Below are 20,270 nucleotides of genomic sequence, written 5' to 3' on the forward strand. Positions count from 1 at the left end.
CAATACGTGACATCCGGTTTTGCTATGCAGCACGCTAGGATGCCGGTGTGACCGACACACCCGACTCCCCCGAGACATCCCCGGCCCGCCGCAACGCCTCGTCGTCCCTGCGGCGCGCGCTGGGCATCCTGATGTACCTGGCCGAGGACCGGGGGCATCCGCACGGCGTCACGCTGACCGACCTCTCCGCCGGGCTGGAGCTGAGCAAGTCCACCGTCCTGCGGCTGGTCGGCCCGCTGCGGGACGCCCGGCTCGTGGACCAGGACGCCGAATCGGGCCGCTACCGGCTGGGGCCGCAGAACGCGCTGCTCGGCCAGGCGTACCTGGAGCGCCGCGACACCCGGCAGATCACCTCACCCGTCCTCCACCGGCTCGCCGAGGACAGCGGCGAGACCGTGCATCTCGTCACCTTCGACCCGCCGGAGATCGTCTACATCGACAAGGTCGAGAGTCCGCAGGCGGTCCGGATGCACTCACGCGTGGGCAGCCGGCAGCCCGCCTACTGCACCGCCACCGGCAAGGTGTTCCTGGCCCACGGCCCGGGAGACGTGGTGGACAAGGTGATCGCCGCGGGCATGCCCGCCCGCACCCCGGCCACCATCACGACCGCGGAACGCATGCACGAGGAGCTTGCCCGCATCCGCGCCCACGGCTACGCCGTCGACGACGTCGAGAACGAGCAGGACATCCGCTGCGTGGCGGCCCCCGTCTACGACCACAAGGGCGAGGTCACGACCGCCGTGAGCATCTCGGGCCCGGCGGCCCGCGTCACCCGCGACCGCCTGCCCGAACTGGGCGCACTACTGGCGGCGGCGACCCGGACGATCACCGAGGACCTGGGCGGGGCGGTACGGCCCACGGAGGCGTAGGAAGCCAGGAAGCCGTGTCGGCTCCGGCGATCTGTGACGTGTTCAGGGCGTCGTCCGAGCGGGTGGCCTCAGACGAGGCGCTCGCCCTTGTGCCGTACGTGCACATGGCCGTCGTGGGGGAATTCGGGCGGTGCCGCCGGCAGGACGCGGTCGAGTTCGTATCCGCTCTTGTGCGCCACGCGGCACGACGCCGCGTTGTCCACCTGGTGCAGGAGTTCGAGGCGCTGGAGCCCGACCGGGCCGACGGCGTCGAACGTCTCGAAGGCCCAGGTCGTGAGTGCCTCCAGGGAGCGCGGGGCCACTCCCCGGCCGCGGGCGTGGGCGACGGTCCAGTAGCCCACCTCGGCCGACTGCTTGCCGGGCGCGATCTCCTTGACGACCGCGCTGCCCACCAACCGGCCCCGCCCCGCCCCCGGCCGATCCTCGAAGGCCGCGAAGGCGAACCGTTCCCCGGCTGCCCAGCCCCGCCGCTGGCTCCGGACCCATCGCAGCCCGTCCTCGTCGTTCTCCACGGAATGACTCGTCCAGCGGCGCAGTACGGGATCGCGGCACGCCTCGACCAGTGCGGCGACGTCCTCCGGGTGCCAGGGGCGCAGCCGGAGGGCGGGAGCGGTCGGTGTCGCGGGTACGTGCAGGACGTCGGGGGCGATCGCCGGGAGGGGCGTCGCCGTCACGAGTCGTCCGAGCCGTCCTGCCCGCCCGACGACGACCGCTTCGAACCGGCCGACGACTTGCGCAGCACCTCACCCACCGTCAGCACCGTGAGGGCCACCCCTCGCACCCAGCGCGGCCCGCCTCGCGACGCCCACACGACACACACGCACCCTCCGACGACCAGCACGAGAATGCCTATCAGGACGAGCACAGCCACGTTCTTCCCCCCTGCTTCGATGGTGATCGGCGCCATCCTGCCAGCCCGCGCCGGGGACAGGCCGCCGTGAGCGGCCTGGCTGCCGTCGTGCTGCCGTCGTGGTTCGTCGGACCGGCGCCGAAAGTTCATGGTGCACCTTTTACGGATGCCTTACAGAGACGAAAGGTTCCGGCCACCACCCGTATCCGTATCCCTCCTCGACGACTCCCCGTCGCATCAGGAGGCAAGGTGCGTTTCACCCGGAGCTCGACCGGCACCCTTTTCGTGGGTGGCGCGTTGGGGCTGACCCTGGCCGCGCTCGCCTACCCCGCCATGCTCGGTGTCCAGAACGTGTCCAGTTCGCCCTCGCGGATCGTCGCGCAGACCTCCGCCGGGCCGTTGACGGAGGCAGACCGCGACTTCGTGGTGAAGGTGCGGGCGGCCGGACTCTGGGAGTACCCGGTCGGGCAGATGGCGATCGCGAAGGGGACCTCACCGGCCGTCGTCACCGCCGGACAGCATCTCGTCGCCGGGCACGCGGCGCTGGACGCGACCGTGCGGCGGATCGCTCCGCAGCTCGGGGTCACCATTCCCAACCTGCCCAGTCCGCAGCAGCAGGGGTTCATCTCCACGCTGACGGCGGACAGCAGGGGGACGCAGTTCGACAGCGACTTCGCCAACATCCTGCGGATCACCCACGGGTCGATCTTCAACACGGTCGCCAAGATCCGGTCGACCACCAAGAACACGCTGGTACGCGCCCTCGCCGACCAGGCCAACACCACCGTCCTGGACCACATCACGGTCATGGAGAAGACCGGGCTCGTCAATTTCGACACCGTGCTCTTCCAGGAGACCTCCCCGCCGAAACTGCCCGCCTCCGACGTCACCCCGCCCGTGCCCGTGGCGGGCGCCCCGACCGTCGTCCTCACCCCGCCGCCGGACAACGCCTTCAGTCCGTCCGCGAGCCCGACCTATCCCACGGCGGGGTGAGTTCGGCCCTTACGGCCTCGACGGGCCCGGGCTTCCGAGCCAGGCCGTCGTGTCCGGGCCGAGGCGGCCGTCCGCCTCCAGCGGTGCGCTGCTCAACAGGACTTCCCCCGGCGGCAGCTCGACCGGCGTGGCGGACAGGTTCGTCACACAGCGCCAGTTGTCCTTGCGGGTGGACGTGCGGGTGGACCTGCGCGTGAAGTCCAGGACACCGGGGGCGGATTCCGGCGCCCAGGTCAGGTCCTCGCCGTCCAGCAGACGGCGGCGCAGGGCGAGGGCCGTGCGGTACAGCTCCAGGGTCGAGCCCTCGGCCCCGTCCTGTGCCTCGACGGCGTACGACGCGAAGGCCGGCGGCTGCGGCAGCCAGGCGCCGCCCGCGCCGAAGCCGTACGACGGGCCGGTCGTCGTCCACGGCAGCGGCACCCGGCAGCCGTCGCGGCCCTTGCTGGTGTGCTCCGTCTGTTCCCAGATCGGGTCCTGGAGGGCCTCGGCGGGCAGGTCGGCCACCTCGGGGAGGCCCAGTTCCTCGCCCTGGTAGACGTACGACGAACCCGGCAGCGCCAGCATCAGGAGGGTGGCCGCGCGGGCCCGGCGCAGGCCAGCCGACTCGTCGACCGGCGGGGCGGTGCCGTCCGACAGGAGCCAGGCGTTCGGGTCGGTGCCCGGCGGGAGTGTCAGTCGGGAGGCGTGGCGTACGACGTCGTGGTTGGAGAGGACCCAAGTGGCCGAGGCGCCCGCCGAGTGAGCCGTGGCAAGGGAGTCCGTGATGACCTGCTTCAGTTCATCGGCGCCCCAACTCGCTTGCAGATACTCGAAGTTGAAGGCCTGGCCGAGTTCGTCCGGGCGGGCGTACAGGGCACGGCGGGCGCCCGGGACCCAGGCCTCGGCGACCGCCATCCGGGGCGGGGTGTAGGCGTCGAGGATCTTGCGCCAGTCGCGGTAGATCTCGTGGACCTCGTCGCGGTCGAAGAAGGGGTGGGTGCCCGGCGGGAGCGCGGCGAGGGCCTGCTCGCCGCTCAGCTCCGGGTTGCCGAGGTCGCGCAGCGGCACGTCGAGGTCCTTCGCCAGGGCGTGGGCGACATCGATGCGGAAGCCGTCGACGCCCCGGTCGGACCAGAAGCGGAGCGTGCTGCGGAAGTCGACGCGGACCTCCTCGTTGGCCCAGTTGAGGTCGGGCTGTTCGGGGGTGAAGAGGTGCAGATACCACTGGCCGTCGGGCGCCTGGTCCGCCGCCACGCGTTTCCACGCGCTGCCGCCGAACACCGACTGCCAGTCCGTGGGTGGGAGTTCGCCGTGCTCACCGCGCCCGTCGCGGAAGACATAGCGGTCGCGGGCCGGGGAGCCGGGGGCCGAGCGCAGCGCCTCCTCGAACCACACATGCCGGCGCGAGGTGTGGTTGGGGACGATGTCGACCATCACCTTGAGCGCGAGACGGTGTGCCTCGGCGACCATGGCGTCGAAGTCTTCGAGAGTGCCGAGACGGGAGTCGACTTCACGGTAGTCGGCGACGTCGTAGCCGCCGTCGGCGAGTTCGGAGGGGTAGAAGGGGCTGAGCCAGAGGGCGTCCACGCCCAGCGTGCTCAGATGCGTCAGACGCCGGGTGATGCCCGCCAGGTCGCCCAGTCCGTCGCCGTCGGCGTCGGCGAAGCTGCGCGGGTAGACCTGGTAGAAGACGGCCTGGCGCCACCAGTCGGGGTCCCGGGAGGAAAGGTCCAGAGTCGGTTCGGGCACTCGCTGTCTCCTTGTTGTGGCATTTCTCCGTCGGACGACAAGCCCAACCCTGTCCACTTCGCCGGGAAAGTGAACCCCCGCGCCCTCGGAACACACCATTCCTTCTATGGCGGAATAGTGATGAACCGCGAACATTCTTTTCATTCCAGCAAGTTGACACCCCGCGCCGCACGATTCACGATGTGCAAACGCTGTGGCGCATGTGACCAATGTGCTCAGCGTTCCTCAAACAAGACTCCTCGGCACGGCCCGGCCGCAACGCGCTGCCCTCCCGCCGTACCCGGGTTCTCGCACACGCCACGATGGGATCCGCATGTCCATACTGAGACGTGTCAACGCGCTGCACCTCCTGGGGACGGGCGCCGCCACGATCGCCCTCTGTGCGGCCTCCGCCTCGGGTGCCTGGGCCACCGGCACACCCGGCGGTGACGGCTGGGGTTCCAAGACCGGCGGCTACAAGCCCGGCGCCGGCGCGGGCACGAAGACCGAGACCGACCGCTGCCAGTTCTCCCTCGACGGGCAGCACTTCTTCGACTCGGTCCGCGTCGACGACCAGAACCTCAAGCCCACCGACGACGGCAAGGTCCACATCCAGGTCCGCACCGCCGGTGACGCCAGCACCTGCACCGCCTCCCTGGCCTCCTACATCGCCCACGGTCCCACCTTCGGCACCTCCGGCCTGCAGGTCTTCGTCGACTTCGACACCGTCACGGTCAAGCAGGGCCAGACCGACTCGCTCGACATCGCGGTGCCGGACGCCGGCTGCTTCGCGCAGATCGACCTCTACCGCGGCAAGGTCAAGTTCGACGGCGACTTCGACGCCAACGACGGCTTCGAGCACGGCGACGTGCCCAAGGGCCCGGACCGTCCGGTCATCAAGGACAAGCTGATCGCCGCCTGGAACGGCGGTACGAAGGACTGCACGACCACGCCTCCGCCGGCCGAGGAGACCCCGGGCACCCCGACCCCGACGCCTCCGGCCGAGGAGACCCCGGGTACGCCGACTCCCTCCGAGCCCGCGTCCGAGACGACCCCGCCCGCCTCCGAGACGCCGTCGACGCCGACCCCGTCCGAGTCGACGCCCTCCGAGTCGGCTTCGGAGTCCACCCCGCCGGCCACTCCGGCGAGCCCCGACAGCTCCCAGCCCCCGCTGGCCGAGACCGGCGGCGGCAGCGCCACCGGCCCGCTCGCGGGCGGCGCGGCGGCGCTGCTGATCGGCGGCGCGGCGATCGTGCTGGCGACGAAGCGACGCAAGGCCGCTCGCGCCGGTTCATGACCCCGTGCGGTAACGCTTGAACACGTCCGCCCCGGTACCGCTCCTCGCGAGCGGCACCGGGGCGGACGTCGTTTCCGGACTCCTGAGCACCTGGGCTTCCGGACTCCTGGGCTCCTGGCGCCCTTTCCTATCGCTATCGCTTCTCGACCGTCCCGAGATACAGCCGTACGTACCTCTCCACGTCGATGTCCAAAGCCACATCCACCAGTGGCTTCTCCCGCGTGCCGTGGTGGATCTCGGACTCGCCGGGGCGCGGTCTGCGGTCGACGACCGTCTGGCCCCGGGTCGGGCCGGGGGCCAGGGAGACCTCGACCGGCAGCAGGCTGGTGGTCAGCCCCGCCGGATCGGCGACCGCGCAGACGGTACCCGCGTCACCGAGGCTGCCGCTGGGGGTCGGGTCGCCGGTGGCGGCCGGGTCGCGGTGGGCGAGCAGCCGACCGGCGAGCCGCGCACCCGGTTCCGTGGCGGCGCACAGCCGCTGGACATCGGCTGGAGGCACGACGACACGCGTGAAGACGTCCAGCCCGTACATCGTGATCGGCACGCCCGCGGTGAGCAGGATCGCGGCGGCCTCCGGGTCGTGCCACACGTTGAACTCGGCGACGGGCGTCGCGTTCCCGATCTCCACCGCTCCGCCCATGAAGACGATCCGCTCGATGTTGCGGGTCACCTCGGGGTACGTACGCAGAAGCAACGCGATGTTGGTGAGCGGCGCGGTCGGGATGAGCGTGACCGGGCGGGGCGAGCCGAGGATCTCGCGGCGCAGCAGAGTCACCGCGTCCACGTCGACGGGCATCCGGGTGGTGGACGCGGACAGGCCCATGTCGCCCATGCCGTCCCGCCCGTGCACATGGGCGGCGGGCCGCGCGGGCTCGATCAACGGCCGCTCGGCCCCGCGCGCTACGGGCAGATCGGGGGCGCCCGCCTGGTCGAGAACGGTGAGGGTGTTGCGCAGGACCTGGTCGACGTCCGTGTTCCCGGCGACACAGGTCACCGCGCGGAGGTCGAGGCCCGGGTGGCGTACGGCGAACAGCAGGGCCAGGGCGTCGTCGATGCCGGTGTCGCAGTCGATGATGACGGGCACGGGGTGAGCTGAGCCGGCATCGGGGTGGGCGTGGGTGGTGGGTTCCGCAGTCGTCACGGTGGGGCTCCTTTCCCGGCTGCACAGGTTCTCAGAGTCCGGCCGCCCGTTCACCGCCGCGCTCCGCGCACCTGGTTCCCGATGGCCGCGCGCCTGAGGTGAGCGGTGCCCCGGCCGCCGCTCACCCGTACGGCCCGGCCCGCTGGTGGTGGCGCGCGCGTGATGGTGCCGTCGGAGGAGAGATCTGACGTACCGGCACCTCTGGAGGAACCCCTTGATGACCCGTCGGCCCTCTCCCCGTGCCGTACGTCTGCTCGCCTCGGCCCTCGGGATGGGCACCCTGCTGACGATGGCCGCGTGCATGCACGACGAGGACCGCGCCGGGGGCGGCACGGAACGCGGGCAGGCCAGGTCCGTCGCCTCCCCCACCGCCCCGGCCCGCGCCGCGCACCGGGCCTCCGCCGCCCCGCCCGCCCCGACCGCCCTCACGGATGCCCAGGCCCGGGACGCCCTCCTCACCGACGCCGATCTCGGGGCGCCGTGGACCCCCACCGAGGGCGCCGCACTCTGGCGGGACGCGCTGCTCAAGGCGACGACGGACGACGCCGACTGCGGGCGCCTCCTCGATGCCGTGTACACGGAGGAACTGCTGGGCGAACCGTCCGGCACCCGTGCCGTCGCCGCCTTCGACGACTACGACGAGGGCGGGCAGCTCCGCTACCAGGTGATCGCCGCCCACCGCGCCGACGTGGACGGGCGGCTCGCCTGGCTGAAGACGATGCCGCAGAAATGCGCCCGCTTCACGGCGGTCGGACCACGCGGCGCCCGCCAGGAGGTGCTGGTCACGGAGGTCGGGCTGCCGGAGGCAGGGGACGCCGGACAGGGCCTGCGGCTGTCGACGCGCGGCGAGTTCGACGGCGCCCCGGTGACACTCACCCTGGATCTCGCCGCGGTACGGGTCGGCGACGACGCGATCGTCCTCACCAACGGCGGTCTGACCGAGCCCCGCACGGAGTACACGGTCCACGCGCTCCAGGTCGGCGCCGAACGCCTGAGGCAGACCAGGACGGAGGCCCCGCCCCAGACCCCGGTGCAGGACCAGAGCCAGAGCCCGTCCGAGAGCCCGGCCGAGAGCCCGAGCCCGACGCGGGGCCCGGTCCGACCTCAGCCCCAGCCCCAGCCGCAGGAGCAGGAGGTGGAAGCAGAGGGAGAGGGGCAGGACCGGGAGCAGGCACAGGACGAGGACCAGGACACGTACCAGGACCTGTACTGAGCCGCACCAGGACCTGTACTGAGCCACCGTGCGGCCGTGGGAGCGGGCACCAGGGTGTACTCAGCACCACCCCCACATCCACCGCTCAGGCCCAGGGACGAAGAGCGCCGTGACCGGCACGATCCCTTACATGGACAACACGACGAAGACGCAGCGGACAACCACCGTGGGAACCGCGGCCAACTCGCCCCACTCGGCCGGAACGACCGAGACGACCGCCCGCCGCCTGACCGGCGCCGCGGGCATCGCCACCGCGGTCGCCCTGATCGTCGAAGTGCCCCTGTACTTCGTCTACTCGGGCCCACCCCCGGACGCGAACGTCCTGGCCCGTCTCCTGATCGGGATCTTCGCGCTGGCGTTCCTGATCGTCTTCGTGACGAGCTTCCGCGAACTGGTGAAGCGGGTGAACCCGGCGTACGAGTGGGTGGCCTCCCTGGCCTGCTCGACAGGCCTCGCCTACGCGACGATCACCCTGGTCTCCATGGGCCTGGAGGCCGGCGCGGTGATCGCCACCGACCACTCGATCGACCCGACGATCGACGTGAACGGCACGTACATCCTCTACGGCTCGATCAGCCGCCTCCTGCTCGCCCTCTTCCTGGCGGCGACCGGTTGCACGATCGCCCGCACGAACATCCTCCCGCGCTGGACCGCCCGCTCGGCCTACGTCCTGGCAGGGATCAACCTGGCCTTCGTACCGTCCCTCTTCTTCGGCAACAACCCGGCGAACTTCTACGCGGCGAACGGCTGGGGCACGACGGCCTCGATGGGCGCGATCCTCAGCTACTGGCTGCTGGCCCTGGGCATCTCGACGTACCGCAGCGGCACGAAGCGCTGAGACACACCCCAACTACCTTGTCCCGTAAGGCTATTGCGGCGCCCCGCCTCTCCGGCAGGGAGCCGCTGTCCGTGCGCCGGTACGGGTCAGCCCGCGGCGGCCGTCTCCCTCGCACGGGACGACGACGTACGGCGCTCCAGGTGGACGACGACGTGGGCGTGGAAGCGGTCGACGGATTCGTCGACACTGCGGATGAACCCGGACTCGGCGTTGCCACGGGTGTTGCCCATGCTCCGGAACAGGGACAGCCGGAAGCCGGTGATCGGCGTGCCGTCCTTGGGCAACAGGTCGGCCGGTTCCGGGCGGAGGCGTTCCAGGGTGCCGCGCGGACCGGGCACCTGGCCCGCGAGCAGCGCCTCGACGTGCAAGTCGGCCGGGGCATCGGCGAGTTGGCGAACCAGCCGCTTGGACCAGGTGAGGGGGTAGCCCTGTTCGGGCGCGGGGATCTCGATGGACGTACGCAGTTTGCCGGTCCGCAGATCCGCGCAGAGGGCGAGGATGCCGGGCGTGCCGTCGATACGGAGTTCGGCCTCCAGCCGTCCGTCCGCGCACAGTTGGTCGGCCAGGGCGGCACGGCGGGTGCGTGGATCGCTGCCGCGTTTCGCGCACTGAACGGACAGTACGAGAACCTGTCGGTCACGGGACTGGCACGCACCCGGCTGGGCCTCGTTCGTGAACATGCTGGAGTACAAAGCACAACGGTACGGACGGACTCTGGTCAAGATCGGCCGGTTCGAGCCGACGAGTCAGGTCTGCTCCACCCGCGGCGTCAAAGGCGGGCCCAAACCCCCTGAACGTGAGGGAATGGACCTGTACCGCCTGCGGCACCGTCCACGACCGGGACCACGATGCCGCGATCAATGTCAAGACGGCCGCCGGACTGGCGGTATCGGCATGCGGAGCGCCGGTAGGACCAGAACTCGTTCTGGCACAGCGCGAGGAAACAGGAAGCCACGGATTCCCGACCGAATGCCGTGCCGCGTAGCGGCACAGCAACGATCGAGAAGGCCCGAATCCCCGGGCTTCAGCCCGAGGTGCAAGTCAATTCTTCGGGGTCTCGAAGGCCTCCCGGAACATCGTCCGCGCCTCGTCCGTGGCCTCGGTCGTGCCGCCACAGGTCGGGACCATGCCGTCGTCGGCGGTGACGAGGTAGTGGGCGCCGATCTCGAAGCCAGGAGCCTCCGAGGACCCGTCGTCGTTGCTGAGGCGGACTTCGTGGGAAGGGTTGGCCAGGTTGGGGTCGAGGCGGTACCAGTGGTCGACCTTGAGGACCACGCGGTCGCCGTTTTCGGCCGTCACCGTGCCCTCGAAGGCGAGTTCGTGGCGGCGCAGGATGTCGGGCGTGGGTTCCGCGCACGCCGCCAAGCCGTCCTCCGGGAGCGTCAGGGTCAAGGGCTGAAGCTGGGGCACGCTACCGACTCCCGCCGCGCCTGCCCCCGCCTTGTCCGCCGGACCCTCTCCGCCCTGCGCGACACCCCAGGTGACACCGCCTCCCACCAGCAGCAGCGCCGCGAAGGCCAGTGCCGGTACGAGGCGTCGGCGCGGCCGTGCGTCCTGACTGGCTGTGGCTTTGGTTGCGACTGTGTTCGTGTTCATCGTGGCCTCCACAAGACGGGTGACGTCGGGTCGCGGAGCCTTCGAGGTCAGTGCCGGGTCCGTGGCCTTCAGGTGGGCCAGCAACTCGTCGTCGTTCATCGACTGCTCCTTCCGTTTCCGTGTCCTTCGTCCGTCTCATGTCCGGGGTGCGGGCCGGTCTTTCGTTCCAGCTGGGCCGCCAGTCTCTTCTTCGCCCGGTGCAGCCGGATGCTCACGGCGTTCGCGCTCAGGCCGGTCACCTCGGCGATCCGGCTCGGGGTCAGTTCCTCGTACGCCCACAGGAGGACCACCTCCCGGTCCAGCGCGCGGAGTTGGGCGAGCGCAGAGTGCAGGGCCGTGTGGTCGGGGTCCTCCGTCTCCCGCGCCGGGCCCGCCGCCGTCCACGTCAGGCGTTCCAGCAGGGAACGTCTACGCCGGTCCGCGCGACGGGCGTTGGCAAGGCAGCCGCGGGCCACGCCGTAGCACCAGGGCAGCACGGCGTCGGGGTCGGGATCGGGGACGCGCCCCGACGCCTCCGGATCCGGTACATCCTCCGGATCCGGGTCGTCGTCCAGACCCGGTACGTCCTCGATACGGCGCCACAGCACCAGCAGCGTCTCCGAGAGGACGTCGTCGACCTGGTCGGCGTCCGCGCGCCGCAGCAGATAGCGGTGCAGCGGCTCCGTCACAACGCGCGCCAGCGCCTCGAAGCGGGCCCGCTGATCCCGGGTGGCCCTCTGTTCCGTCTCCGTCATGGATTCCACGACCTGCCTTGTCCGGCACTCGTGGAATCCTTTCACTACGGCTCGGTCACGAGCCGCGATCACCTTTTCTCGTACGGATTCGACGGCTCCGCGACCTTCTTCACCGACCCCGCGTCCAGCACGGGCGGCCAGGCCGCGTCCGAGCCCAGCTTCCCCTTGGGCACCCAGGTTCCGGTGACCGTGACCCAGGTGTCCGTGACCGGGGCGTCGGCGTCGCGGATCTCGACCTTGCTCGTCGAGGCGTCGGCCGCGCAGCAGGAGACGAGGAGGCGGGTGACGTACCAGGCACCGTCGTCCCCGTGGGTGACGAAGCCGGTCAGCCGGACCGTACGGCCTTTCAGGGACCGCCCGCTGTCGAAGATCGCGCGCGAGCTGAACTCGCCGACCGTCAGCTCCAGCGGATTCCCGGCGGCCAGCGCGGGGAACGTGCCCACGCCCTGCGCGGCCCGCTGAGCCGCCTCCCGGTCCGCGCTGTACGAGCCCAGGGCGGGCGGTGGGAAGAGGAGCAGCGCGAGAGCGGGGAGGGTGAGCAGCCAGGCGACCCGGGACCCGTGCCCATGATCATGTCCATCCCCGTGATCATGACCGCCATCGTCGTCGTGATCGTCATCGTGATCGTGCTGCTCGTGTTCGCCCCGCCCCCGCGTCACGGCGGCCACCACGCCCAGCAGGACCAGCACCACCCCGGACACCACCAGATACGGCCGCAGCCCCTCCTGCACGTACCGCAGATACAGCTCGCTGAACAGCGCGATGCGCAGCACCGCCCCGCCCGTCAGCAACAACAGGACAGCGGACCCGTACCGCCTCACAACAACCACCACCCGACGACCACGCTGCTGGTGACCGCGACCACCCATGTCACCGACGAGAACCGGACGGCGAAGGACCGGCCGAAGGTGCCCGCCTGGAGGGCGATCAGCTTCAGGTCGACCATCGGGCCGACCACCATGAAGGCGAGCCGGGCCGTGGGGGAGAAGCCGCTGAGCGAGGCCGCGACGAAGGCGTCCGCCTCGCTGCACACGCACAGCACGACCGCCAGTACGGCGAGCAGCAGCACGGACAGCCACGCCGAGCCGGTGAACACGTCGAGCACGGATCTCGGTACGACGATGTTGAAGGTCGCCGCCGCCCCCGCACCCAGCACCAGGAAGCCGCCCGCGTGCAGGAAGTCGTGCTGGAGCCCGGCCAGGAACCCGCGCCAGCCGAAGGCCGACGGCCCACTGCTCCCCGATGTGGGCCTGCGCAGCCACTCCTCCCGCCCGAACCGTGCCCACAGCCAGCCCATGACCACCGCCGTGGCCAGGGAGGCCACCAGCCGCCCGAGCACCATCTTCGGCTGGCCGGGGAAGGCGATGGAGGTCGCCACCAGCACCACCGGATTGATGGCCGGAGCGGACAGCAGAAAGGCGAGCGCGGCGGCCGGGGCCACCCCGCGCCGCATCAGACTTCCCGCCACCGGCACGGACGCGCACTCGCACCCCGGGAGGACGACCCCCGCCGCGCCCGCGATCGGCACGGCGAGCGCCTGGTTGCGCGGCAGCAGCCGGGTGAACACCTTCTCCGGTACGAACGCCCCGATCGCCGCCGACACCACCGTGCCCAGCAGCAGGAACGGCACCCCTTGCACCACGACCGCCGTGAACACCGTCCACCAGGCGGCCACGGCGGGCGTGTACAGGTCCAGGGCGACGGTCGGCCCGAGTACGGAGGCGACGGTGGCGATCGCGATCAGCGCGACGCCACCGACGACGGCGTACACGGACGCGCGTACGACGTACCGCAGCGCGTCGGCCACACTGCGCCCGCCGCCGCCGTATCCGCCGTACCCTCCGCCGTGCTCGCTGTCCAAGCGCCCGTACCGTTCCGATCCGGTCATATGTTCACAGGTCCGGCCGAAGAGTATCCGCCCGTACTGTGCGCCGGCCCCGATTCGTCAGAGAGGAGGCTGTGCGGGCGCCGGGCCGAGGGTGGTGGTCCCTGGAGCCGTACGATGCCCCAGCCCCGTCCGGTAGGCGTCCAGCGCGGCCTCCACCCGGCCCGTCCGGCGCAGTAGATCCCCGAGCAGCCGGCACAGGTCGGCGAGGTCGCCGGCGGCGCCCGCGCGCTCCAGGACGCTGAGGGCGCGGACGTAGTGCTCCTCCGCCCGGTCCGTGTCGCGGGCGTCCTCGGCGATGATGCCGAGCAGCCGGTGGGCGGCGGCCGAGTGGACGGCGCCGCGCTCCGAGGACAGATCCCCGAGGACGTCGTGCAGCAGCGCCGCCGCCTCGTCCGACTTGCCGCGCCGGTGCAGTACGTCGGCCAGCTCGACCGTGACCTGGCTGCTGTAGAGGGCGGCGCGCTTGGCGGACAGCATGGCGTGGGCCTCCCTCAACTCGGCCTCGGCCAGTGCGAGTTCGTTCTGCTGGGCGTGCAGATAGCCGCGCATCCAGTGGCAGTTGGCCAGCTCGGTACGGATCTGCAGCTGCCGGTACAGTTCGGCGGCCTTCGCCAGCGAGGCGTCGGCGTCCGCGTACCGTCCCTCGGCGAGCATCGTCCGGGCTACCTGCCGGTGCATCCGGGCGGCCAGCGCCGGATCGCTCACCTGCGGGGCGAGCGCGAGGGCGAGTTCTGCCGCCTGGGCGGCCCGCGCGTGGGCGCCCATGTCCATGTAGGGGGCGATGGAACTGGCGTAGAGGGGGAGGAGTGCGTCCGGATCGTGCAGCCCACTGCGATTCAGCTCGTCGATCGTGGACTCCAGAAGGTATACGGAGTAACGGAGTTCACCGGCCAGATAGTGCGCGACGGCCCGGCCGCGCAGGGCGGGGACCCGGCCGGTCAGGGGCTCGTCGGCCAGACACCGCTCGGCGAGCTCGAAGTACTCCTGGGCGGCGGCGAGATCCCCGGTCTCCACCCCGCACTCGCCGAGCCCGAGCAACGCGGCGGCCTCCTCCGCGAGGAGCCCGAGCCGCGCGGCCTCCTCCCTCAGATCCCCGTACTGCTTGGCCGCCGCCTCGGTCTCGCCGGTGGCGAGGGTGCGCTGGGCGTCGGTGAGGCGCAGCCGGACGTCGGTGGCCAGGTGGGCGGGCCGCCCGGTCACCACCTCCTCGTACGCCACCCCGAGCCGCTCGGCGATGTGCCGCAACGCCTCGTCGGAGGCGCGCACACGGCCCGCCTCCAGGGTGGAGATGTAGGCGGGGGTGTAGGCGGGCTCCGCCAACTGCCGCTGTGTCAGCCCCTGCTCGATACGCAGCCGTTGCACCCTGCGCCCGATGACTTCCGGGTCGTCGCGCTCTGCCATCGCCCAACTCCCGTGTGCCTACTTGCCGTTGAGGTCCGTCAACCTCTACGTTAAGCCACGGGTTAAGCGTGCTTAATACGTCGCTGTTGTTGCGAGGTTGCCGTGCTCTCACACTTCAGAGCGGTCTGCGCGGCGATCGTCGCCGCCGCCACACTCATCATCGCAGCGAACGCCGGCCCGGCACGGGCGGCGGAGCCGCGTCACGTCGGGCCACCGAGCCAGGAAACGAGTCAGGAACTGGGGCAGGCGCAGGGCCGGCCGGGGTAGGGAAGCGTCAGTTCCAGCAGACCATCAGAACTGCCGGAACCTCGCCCTCGCTCAGAACTCCGCCGTGTCCAGCTCGAACCCCAGGGGCGCGGGCAAGGGCACGGTCAGGCCCAGTTTGTGCTTCAGGCTCTTGGCGTAGTCGTCGCCCGACGGCTCGGAGTACACCAGCACCTCGCCCTCCTCCCGGTCGATCAGCAGATAGACGGGAATGTCGGCACGGGCGTAACCGCGGATCTTCTTGTCACGGTCGCGGGCTGCGGTCGACTCGGAGGTGACCTCGGCCACCAGGAGTACGGGGGCCGCATCGTGCCACTCCTCCCGGTCGTCGAAACTGCCCTTCGGCGCGACGACCAGGTCGGGGATGACATGGCCGGTCTCGGATGCTCCGGGAACGTTCAGGCCGATGCCTGTGTAGCGGCCCAGCCCCTTGTTGTGGTCCCGGACCTGCCCGCTGAGCTCCGACACGATCTCCTCGTGCTCCCCATTCGCCGGTGGCACCACGTAGATCTCCCCTTCGACCAGCTCTACGCGCCAGCCCTCAGGGGCCGCCGCACTGAACAGCTCGAAGGCCTGCTCGACGCTTGCGCCGCCCAGGTACTCACGCATACGCCTCTCGTAGCGCTCGCCGTCGGGATCATCAGGATCGTCGTACGGACCATGAATGGCCTCGCCCTGGTAACCCGGCATGATGATCGGCTCCGCCGTCGCCATGTCAGACCTCCTTCGCTCAGCGCGACAGTCCCAGAGTAGACCGGCGGCCCTGATACGGAATCCGAAGCCATTCACTCGAACGAGTGTGCTGTTACGTTTCCGCAGGCCGCCCGCCTCCCCTCAGGCGACAGGCGTCGCCGAAGCCTCCGAAGCCCCACGCCCCGTCAGCGGGCTCTTCCCCCCACTCACCCCGAAGTAGATCGTCCCCGCGACCAGCACCCCGATGAACCACGAGTACGGGCCCAGCGCCGCCCCGTACCCGGCGGGTCCGTACGTCGGCAGGATGCTGGAGAAGAGCGCGCCGACTGCCGCCGCCGCGAAGGCGCGGATGTTCCAGCCGCCCTGGAAGCGGAACTCGCCGTCCTCCTTGTAGAGGTCGGGGACGTTCAACTGGGCCTTGCGGATGAGGTAGTAGTCGACCACGACCACGCCGAAGATCGGGCCCATCGTCGAGCCGATGGCGTTGACGAAGCTGGGGGCGTTGTCCCAGGGGTGGAGGGGGTAGAGGAGCAGCGCGATGACCGCCGCGATCAGGCCGCCCCGCTTGAAGGTGATGTGCTTCGGGGCCACGTTGGCGAAGTCGAAGGCCGGGCTGACGAAGTTGGCGACGACGTTGATGCCGAGGGTCGCGACCGCGAACGTCAGGGCGGCCAGCAGGACCAGGAACGCGCTGTCGAACTTCGCCGAGATCGCCGCCGGTTCGAGGATGACCTCGCCGTACACCTTGCTGGCGGAGGCGGTTGTCAGCGCCGCCACCAGCGAGAACAGGATCAGGTTGACCGGCAGGCCCCAGACGTTGCCCTTCTTCAGGGTCTTCTCGTCCGGGGTGAAGCGGGCGAAGTCACCGAAGTTCAGGAACAGCGCGGCGAAGTACGTCACCCAGGTCGCGGCGATCGCCGCTATCGCGGCGAACGAACCGGGCGTCACGTCCAGACCGGTCGCGTTCTTCGCCAGCGCCGCCAGGTCCTTGGCCGGCATGTCGATGGAGAGGGACAGCGTGCCCGCCTTCACCGACAGGGCCACCGCCAGCACCAGCATCATCAGCCAGACGGCCGGGCCCGCGAAGTCCTGGAACCGGCGGACCGTCTCCATGCCCTTGCTGATGATCAGCAGTTGGGCCGCCCAGACGGCGAGGTAGCAGATGACCTCAAGGCCGCTGTGGTCGAACAGCCTGCTCGTCTCGTGCAGGTGCTTCGGGCCGTCGTAGCGGATCAGGAAGGCCACGATCGCGCCTGCCGCCGCGCTGGTCTGGGCGCCGTACCAGAACGTGGCGACGATCGCCCTGACCAACGCCGGTACGTTCGCGCCGAACGTGCCGAAGGAGGCGCGGGCCAGGACCGGGTACGGGACACCCGTCCGCACGCCCGCCTTTCCGATCAGCGTCATCAGGTAGTAGATGACCAGCGATCCGACGCCGATGCCGATCAGGAACTTGAAGGTGTTGCCGGCGACCAGGAACAGGCTGGCGGCGAGGAAGTAGCCGTACAGACTGTGTACGTCCGAGGTCCACACGTTGAAGATGCTGAACGCGCCCCACTTGCGCTCGGTGGCCGGGGCGAGGTCCTCGTTGTAGAGGCGGGGGGAGTAGCCCTCCCTGTCCGCGGTCTCCGTATCTCCGCCTGGGTCTCTGACCGTGTCCGTCATCGCGTTCTCTTCCTGCGCGGGTCGCCACGATGGCGCCGGATGGCGTAAAGAGAACGGGCAGGATGTTTCTCCCAAATGCCGCACGCGTAACCGGACTGTCAATGGAAGTTTTCTTCCACTGAACGAAACGGGGCCGTACCGATAGCCCCCAAGTACGGCTCAAAGGGGCAATGCGAGAATCGGCCGAACCGGGAGGTGAGCGAAGAAGGTCAAGAGAGGCAGGAGAGGCAGGAGATGGAAGAGACGAACGAGAAGAAGCGCGGGATTCCACTGGCCCACGTGGCCCTCACGCTCTACTCCGTCGGCCTCGCCCACTTCCTGACCACCCTGATCTTCCACTTCTCCGTCGACAACCTGATCGACGCCCTGGTGAGACTGGTCCTCGGGACGGGAACGACCACCGTGCTCGTCCTGATCGTCGTCATCGTCAGGGAGAGAAGGAAGAAAAGGAGTGCGGAGGCCTGAGCTTCGCCGTCCGGGCCCACAGCAAAAGACAAAGGCAAGGAGTTCTGAACCCCTTGCCATGTTCAAGATATAGCGCACCGGGGGGCTTGCGGCAAGGCCCCCGTCATACCGCAGAATCTCCGGCCTAGGGCCTGGAACTGCGGAAACGGGGAGTCTCGAAGTGCGTGTTCTGTTGTCGACCCATGGGTCGATCGGAGATGGCCGGCCGATGGCCGCCGCCCTCGCGGTGGCGTTGCCGGAATTCGGGGCCGAGGTACGGGTGTGCGCGCCGTCGCCCGGACGGGAGTGCATGCAGTGAACCCCCTGACCACCACCACGTCCATCACGGCCATGTCCACCACCAGCACGTTCGACCTTCCCGAGCGTCTCGCCCCCAAGGCCGACCCGAAGCTGATCGCCCGTGACGAGCGGCACTTCGCCGCCGTCGCGGAGTGTCTGGAGCAGTCGATCGCCGAGTTGTCCGACCGTCTCGACGTCCAGCGCAGAGCCCCCGGCGGCACCGGCCGCGACGCGATGGACCGGGACACCGAGATCCACCGGCTCACCGCCCGCCTGCGCGCCTTGCGCCGCTTCGGCCTGGACCTCTGCCTCGGCCACATGATCAGCGCGGACGACCCCGAGCAGGCCGTGTACGTCGGGCGGCTCGGCCTCACCGACTCCACCGGCCGTCGGCTGCTGCTCGACTGGCGCTCCCCCGCCGCCGAGCCGTTCTTCGGAGCCACCCACGGCAACCCGATGGGCCTGGCGAGCCGCCGCCGGTACCGCTGGACCGACGGCCGGATCAGCGACTACTGGGACGAGGTGTTCGCCTCGGACGGGTTCGACGGGCACGCCGCCGCGCTCGACGACCAGTCCGCGTTCATCGCCGGCCTGGGCAGCAACCGGTCGCCGCGCATGCGGGACGTCCTCGGCACCATCCAGGCCGACCAGGACGCCATCATCCGCGCCGGATCGCGTGGCGCGCTCGTCGTGGACGGCGGTCCCGGTACCGGCAAGACCGTCGTCGCCCTGCACCGCTCCGCCTATCTCCTCTACGCCGACCCGCGCCTCGGGCACCGTCGTGGCGGCGTCCTGTTCGTCGGCCCGCACCGGCCCTATCTGGCGTACGTCGCCGATGTCCTGCCCAGTCTCGGCGAGGAGGGCGTGCAGACCTGCACCCTGCGGGACCTCGTCGACGAGGGTGCCTCGGCGGCGGTCGAGGCCGACCCGGACGTGGCCCGGCTGAAGTCGTCCGCGGACCTGGTGAAGGCGGTCGAGAAGGCCGTCGCGTTCTACGAGGAGCCGCCCACCCAGGGGATCACGGTCTCGACCCCCTGGTCCGACGTCCGGCTGACCGCCGGCGACTGGGCCGTCGCCTTCGAAGCGGCACCCGGTGTGCCGCACAACGAGGCCCGCGACCAGGTCTGGGAGGAACTCCTCACGATCCTCGCGGACAGGCACGACAGCGACGACCACGACGGCGGCCACGGTGTCTCGCCCGCCCAGCTGCGCAGGTCGCTCGCGCAGGACCGGGAGTTGGTCACCGCCTTCAACAGCGCGTGGCCGCTGCTCGAAGCGGCCGACCTGGTCGGGGACCTGTGGTCCGTGCCCGCCTATCTGCGTATGTGCGCGCCCTGGCTGAGCCCCGACGAGGTACGGAAACTGCAGCGCGTGGACGCCCGTGCCTGGACCGTGTCCGACCTGCCGGTCCTGGACGCGGCACGCCTGCGCCTCGGCGACCCGGAGGCGGCACGGCGCAGGCGCCGGCACGAGAGCGTCCTCGCTGCCCAGCGCGAGCGGATGACCCAGGTCGTCGACAACCTGATCGACGCCGCCTCCGACTCCGGGGCCGACGGTGACGAAGGCGAGGGTCTGGTGCGGATGCTGCGCGGTCAGGACGCCCGGGTCAGCCTGGTCGACGAGTCCGAACTGGCCACCGCAGAACCGGACTTGCTCGCCGGCCCGTTCGCGCACATCGTCGTGGACGAGGCCCAGGAACTGACCGACGCGGAGTGGCAGATGCTGCTGCTGCGGTGCCCGTCCCGGAGTTTCACCATCGTCGGTGACCGCGCCCAGGCCCGGCACGGGTTCACGGAGTCATGGGAGGAACGGCTCGAAAGGGTCGGCCTCGACCGCGTCAGCATGGCCTCCCTCAGCATCAACTACCGCACGCCCGAAGAGATCATGGCGGAGGCCGAGCCGGTCATCCGGGCCGCCCTCCCCGACGCCAACGTGCCGACCTCGATCCGCAGCGGCGGCATCCCGGTCGTCCACGGTTCGGTATCGGACCTCGACCAGGTCCTCGACACCTGGCTCGCCTCACACACCGACGGCATCGCGTGCGTCATCGGCGATCCCGGGTTCCGACCGACGACGTCACGTGTCCGGTCGTTGACCCCGTCACTGTCGAAGGGCCTCGAATTCGACCTGGTGGTCGTCGTCGACCCGGAGAAGTTCGGCGAGGGCGAGGGCAAGGGCATCGAGGGAGCGGTCGACCGCTATGTCGCGATGACCCGGGCGACCCAGCAACTCGTCATCCTCACCAGCACCGATACCGGTACCGGCACCGGTTCCTAGGCGGACCTCGACACGGAATCGCAGGTCCCAGGGTTATCCACAGCTGTGGACGAAGAAGGCGGGCACACCGGAAGAGCATCTGGCTCGACGCACGCCCAGT

19 protein-coding genes and 1 pseudogene are annotated in these 20,270 nt (G+C 70.3%); 8 read left to right on the forward strand and 12 right to left on the reverse strand.

Annotated elements, in window-relative coordinates; all coding sequences use genetic code 11:
- Window positions 1-47: 47 nt before the first annotated feature.
- Window positions 48-869: an IclR family transcriptional regulator gene (locus OHN74_RS20905; protein WP_327696086.1), complete on the forward strand. Its 822-nt coding sequence runs from the start codon at window positions 48-50 to the stop codon at window positions 867-869.
- 68 nt (window positions 870-937) lie between these two features.
- Here the strand turns inward: OHN74_RS20905 and OHN74_RS20910 are convergent, their stop codons facing one another.
- Window positions 938-1,543 (reverse strand): GNAT family N-acetyltransferase, encoded by a 606-nt coding sequence (locus tag OHN74_RS20910; protein WP_443060418.1) that lies wholly within the window; start codon window positions 1,541-1,543, stop codon window positions 938-940.
- A complete protein-coding gene (locus OHN74_RS42900; RefSeq protein WP_443060419.1) occupies window positions 1,540-1,869 on the reverse strand; it encodes a hypothetical protein in 330 nt (109 codons plus the stop codon). The genes OHN74_RS20910 and OHN74_RS42900 overlap by 4 nt, the downstream gene beginning before the upstream one ends.
- Before the next feature lie 99 nt (window positions 1,870-1,968).
- Between OHN74_RS42900 and OHN74_RS20920 the strand changes: the two genes are divergently transcribed.
- The gene (locus OHN74_RS20920) at window positions 1,969-2,712 is read left to right on the forward strand and encodes a DUF4142 domain-containing protein (RefSeq protein ID WP_327696087.1); all 744 of its coding nucleotides are present in this window, start codon (window positions 1,969-1,971) and stop codon (window positions 2,710-2,712) included.
- Between the two features lie 9 nt (window positions 2,713-2,721).
- Here the strand turns inward: OHN74_RS20920 and OHN74_RS20925 are convergent, their stop codons facing one another.
- Window positions 2,722-4,440, reverse strand: a complete 1,719-nt coding sequence (locus OHN74_RS20925) for a glycoside hydrolase family 13 protein (RefSeq protein WP_327696088.1) — start codon at window positions 4,438-4,440, stop codon at window positions 2,722-2,724.
- Window positions 4,441-4,753: 313 nt separating this feature from the next.
- Here OHN74_RS20925 and OHN74_RS20930 point away from each other — a divergent pair, with 313 nt between their 5' ends.
- Window positions 4,754-5,716, forward strand: coding sequence for an LAETG motif-containing sortase-dependent surface protein (locus OHN74_RS20930; protein ID WP_327696089.1), 963 nt, complete (start codon window positions 4,754-4,756; stop codon window positions 5,714-5,716).
- Between the two features lie 133 nt (window positions 5,717-5,849).
- Here the strand turns inward: OHN74_RS20930 and OHN74_RS20935 are convergent, their stop codons facing one another.
- Complete coding sequence (locus OHN74_RS20935) at window positions 5,850-6,857, reverse strand: nucleoside hydrolase (protein ID WP_327696090.1); 1,008 nt, start codon at window positions 6,855-6,857, stop codon at window positions 5,850-5,852.
- 217 nt (window positions 6,858-7,074) lie between these two features.
- Here OHN74_RS20935 and OHN74_RS20940 point away from each other — a divergent pair, with 217 nt between their 5' ends.
- Window positions 7,075-8,070, forward strand: coding sequence for a hypothetical protein (locus OHN74_RS20940; RefSeq protein ID WP_327696091.1), 996 nt, complete (start codon window positions 7,075-7,077; stop codon window positions 8,068-8,070).
- 130 nt (window positions 8,071-8,200) lie between these two features.
- A complete protein-coding gene (locus OHN74_RS20945; protein ID WP_327696092.1) occupies window positions 8,201-8,908 on the forward strand; it encodes a hypothetical protein in 708 nt (235 codons plus the stop codon).
- An 86-nt stretch (window positions 8,909-8,994) separates the two neighbouring features.
- Here the strand turns inward: OHN74_RS20945 and OHN74_RS20950 are convergent.
- Window positions 8,995-9,531: pseudogene (locus OHN74_RS20950) on the reverse strand (TerD family protein); the annotation flags it as partial.
- Between the two features lie 173 nt (window positions 9,532-9,704).
- On the opposite strand from OHN74_RS20950, the gene OHN74_RS42905 reads away from it, so the two are divergent.
- Complete coding sequence (locus tag OHN74_RS42905) at window positions 9,705-9,893, forward strand: zinc ribbon domain-containing protein (RefSeq protein WP_443060420.1); 189 nt, start codon at window positions 9,705-9,707, stop codon at window positions 9,891-9,893.
- A 56-nt stretch (window positions 9,894-9,949) separates the two neighbouring features.
- On the opposite strand, the gene OHN74_RS20960 is transcribed toward OHN74_RS42905, so the two are convergent.
- The 7 genes from OHN74_RS20960 to OHN74_RS20990 form a co-directional block, all read right to left on the reverse strand.
- Window positions 9,950-10,603, reverse strand: a complete 654-nt coding sequence (locus OHN74_RS20960) for a hypothetical protein (protein ID WP_327696093.1) — start codon at window positions 10,601-10,603, stop codon at window positions 9,950-9,952.
- The gene (locus tag OHN74_RS20965) at window positions 10,600-11,238 is read right to left on the reverse strand and encodes an RNA polymerase sigma factor (RefSeq protein WP_327696094.1); all 639 of its coding nucleotides are present in this window, start codon (window positions 11,236-11,238) and stop codon (window positions 10,600-10,602) included. The genes OHN74_RS20960 and OHN74_RS20965 overlap by 4 nt, the downstream gene beginning before the upstream one ends.
- A gap of 68 nt (window positions 11,239-11,306) precedes the next feature.
- A complete protein-coding gene (locus OHN74_RS20970; RefSeq protein WP_327696095.1) occupies window positions 11,307-12,059 on the reverse strand; it encodes a TIGR03943 family putative permease subunit in 753 nt (250 codons plus the stop codon).
- Window positions 12,056-13,099 carry a permease gene (locus tag OHN74_RS20975; RefSeq protein WP_327696096.1) on the reverse strand — a complete coding sequence of 348 codons (1,044 nt, stop codon included), beginning with the start codon at window positions 13,097-13,099 and terminating at the stop codon, window positions 12,056-12,058. The genes OHN74_RS20970 and OHN74_RS20975 overlap by 4 nt, the downstream gene beginning before the upstream one ends.
- Window positions 13,100-13,183: 84 nt before the next feature.
- Entirely contained in the window at window positions 13,184-14,527 is a 1,344-nt protein-coding gene (locus OHN74_RS20980; RefSeq protein ID WP_327696097.1) for a helix-turn-helix domain-containing protein, read from the reverse strand.
- Between the two features lie 318 nt (window positions 14,528-14,845).
- Entirely contained in the window at window positions 14,846-15,400 is a 555-nt protein-coding gene (locus OHN74_RS20985; protein WP_327700209.1) for a Uma2 family endonuclease, read from the reverse strand.
- A gap of 225 nt (window positions 15,401-15,625) precedes the next feature.
- Window positions 15,626-17,149 carry an NCS1 family nucleobase:cation symporter-1 gene (locus OHN74_RS20990; RefSeq protein WP_327696098.1) on the reverse strand — a complete coding sequence of 508 codons (1,524 nt, stop codon included), beginning with the start codon at window positions 17,147-17,149 and terminating at the stop codon, window positions 15,626-15,628.
- 234 nt (window positions 17,150-17,383) lie between these two features.
- On the opposite strand from OHN74_RS20990, the gene OHN74_RS20995 reads away from it, so the two are divergent.
- Window positions 17,384-17,614: a hypothetical protein gene (locus OHN74_RS20995; RefSeq protein ID WP_327696099.1), complete on the forward strand. Its 231-nt coding sequence runs from the start codon at window positions 17,384-17,386 to the stop codon at window positions 17,612-17,614.
- 330 nt (window positions 17,615-17,944) lie between these two features.
- Entirely contained in the window at window positions 17,945-20,170 is a 2,226-nt protein-coding gene (gene helR / locus OHN74_RS21000) for an RNA polymerase recycling motor ATPase HelR (RefSeq protein WP_327700210.1), read from the forward strand.
- Window positions 20,171-20,270 lie beyond the last annotated feature (100 nt).

Source organism: Streptomyces sp. NBC_00459, from assembly GCF_036013955.1.
Classification (GTDB): domain Bacteria; phylum Actinomycetota; class Actinomycetes; order Streptomycetales; family Streptomycetaceae; genus Streptomyces.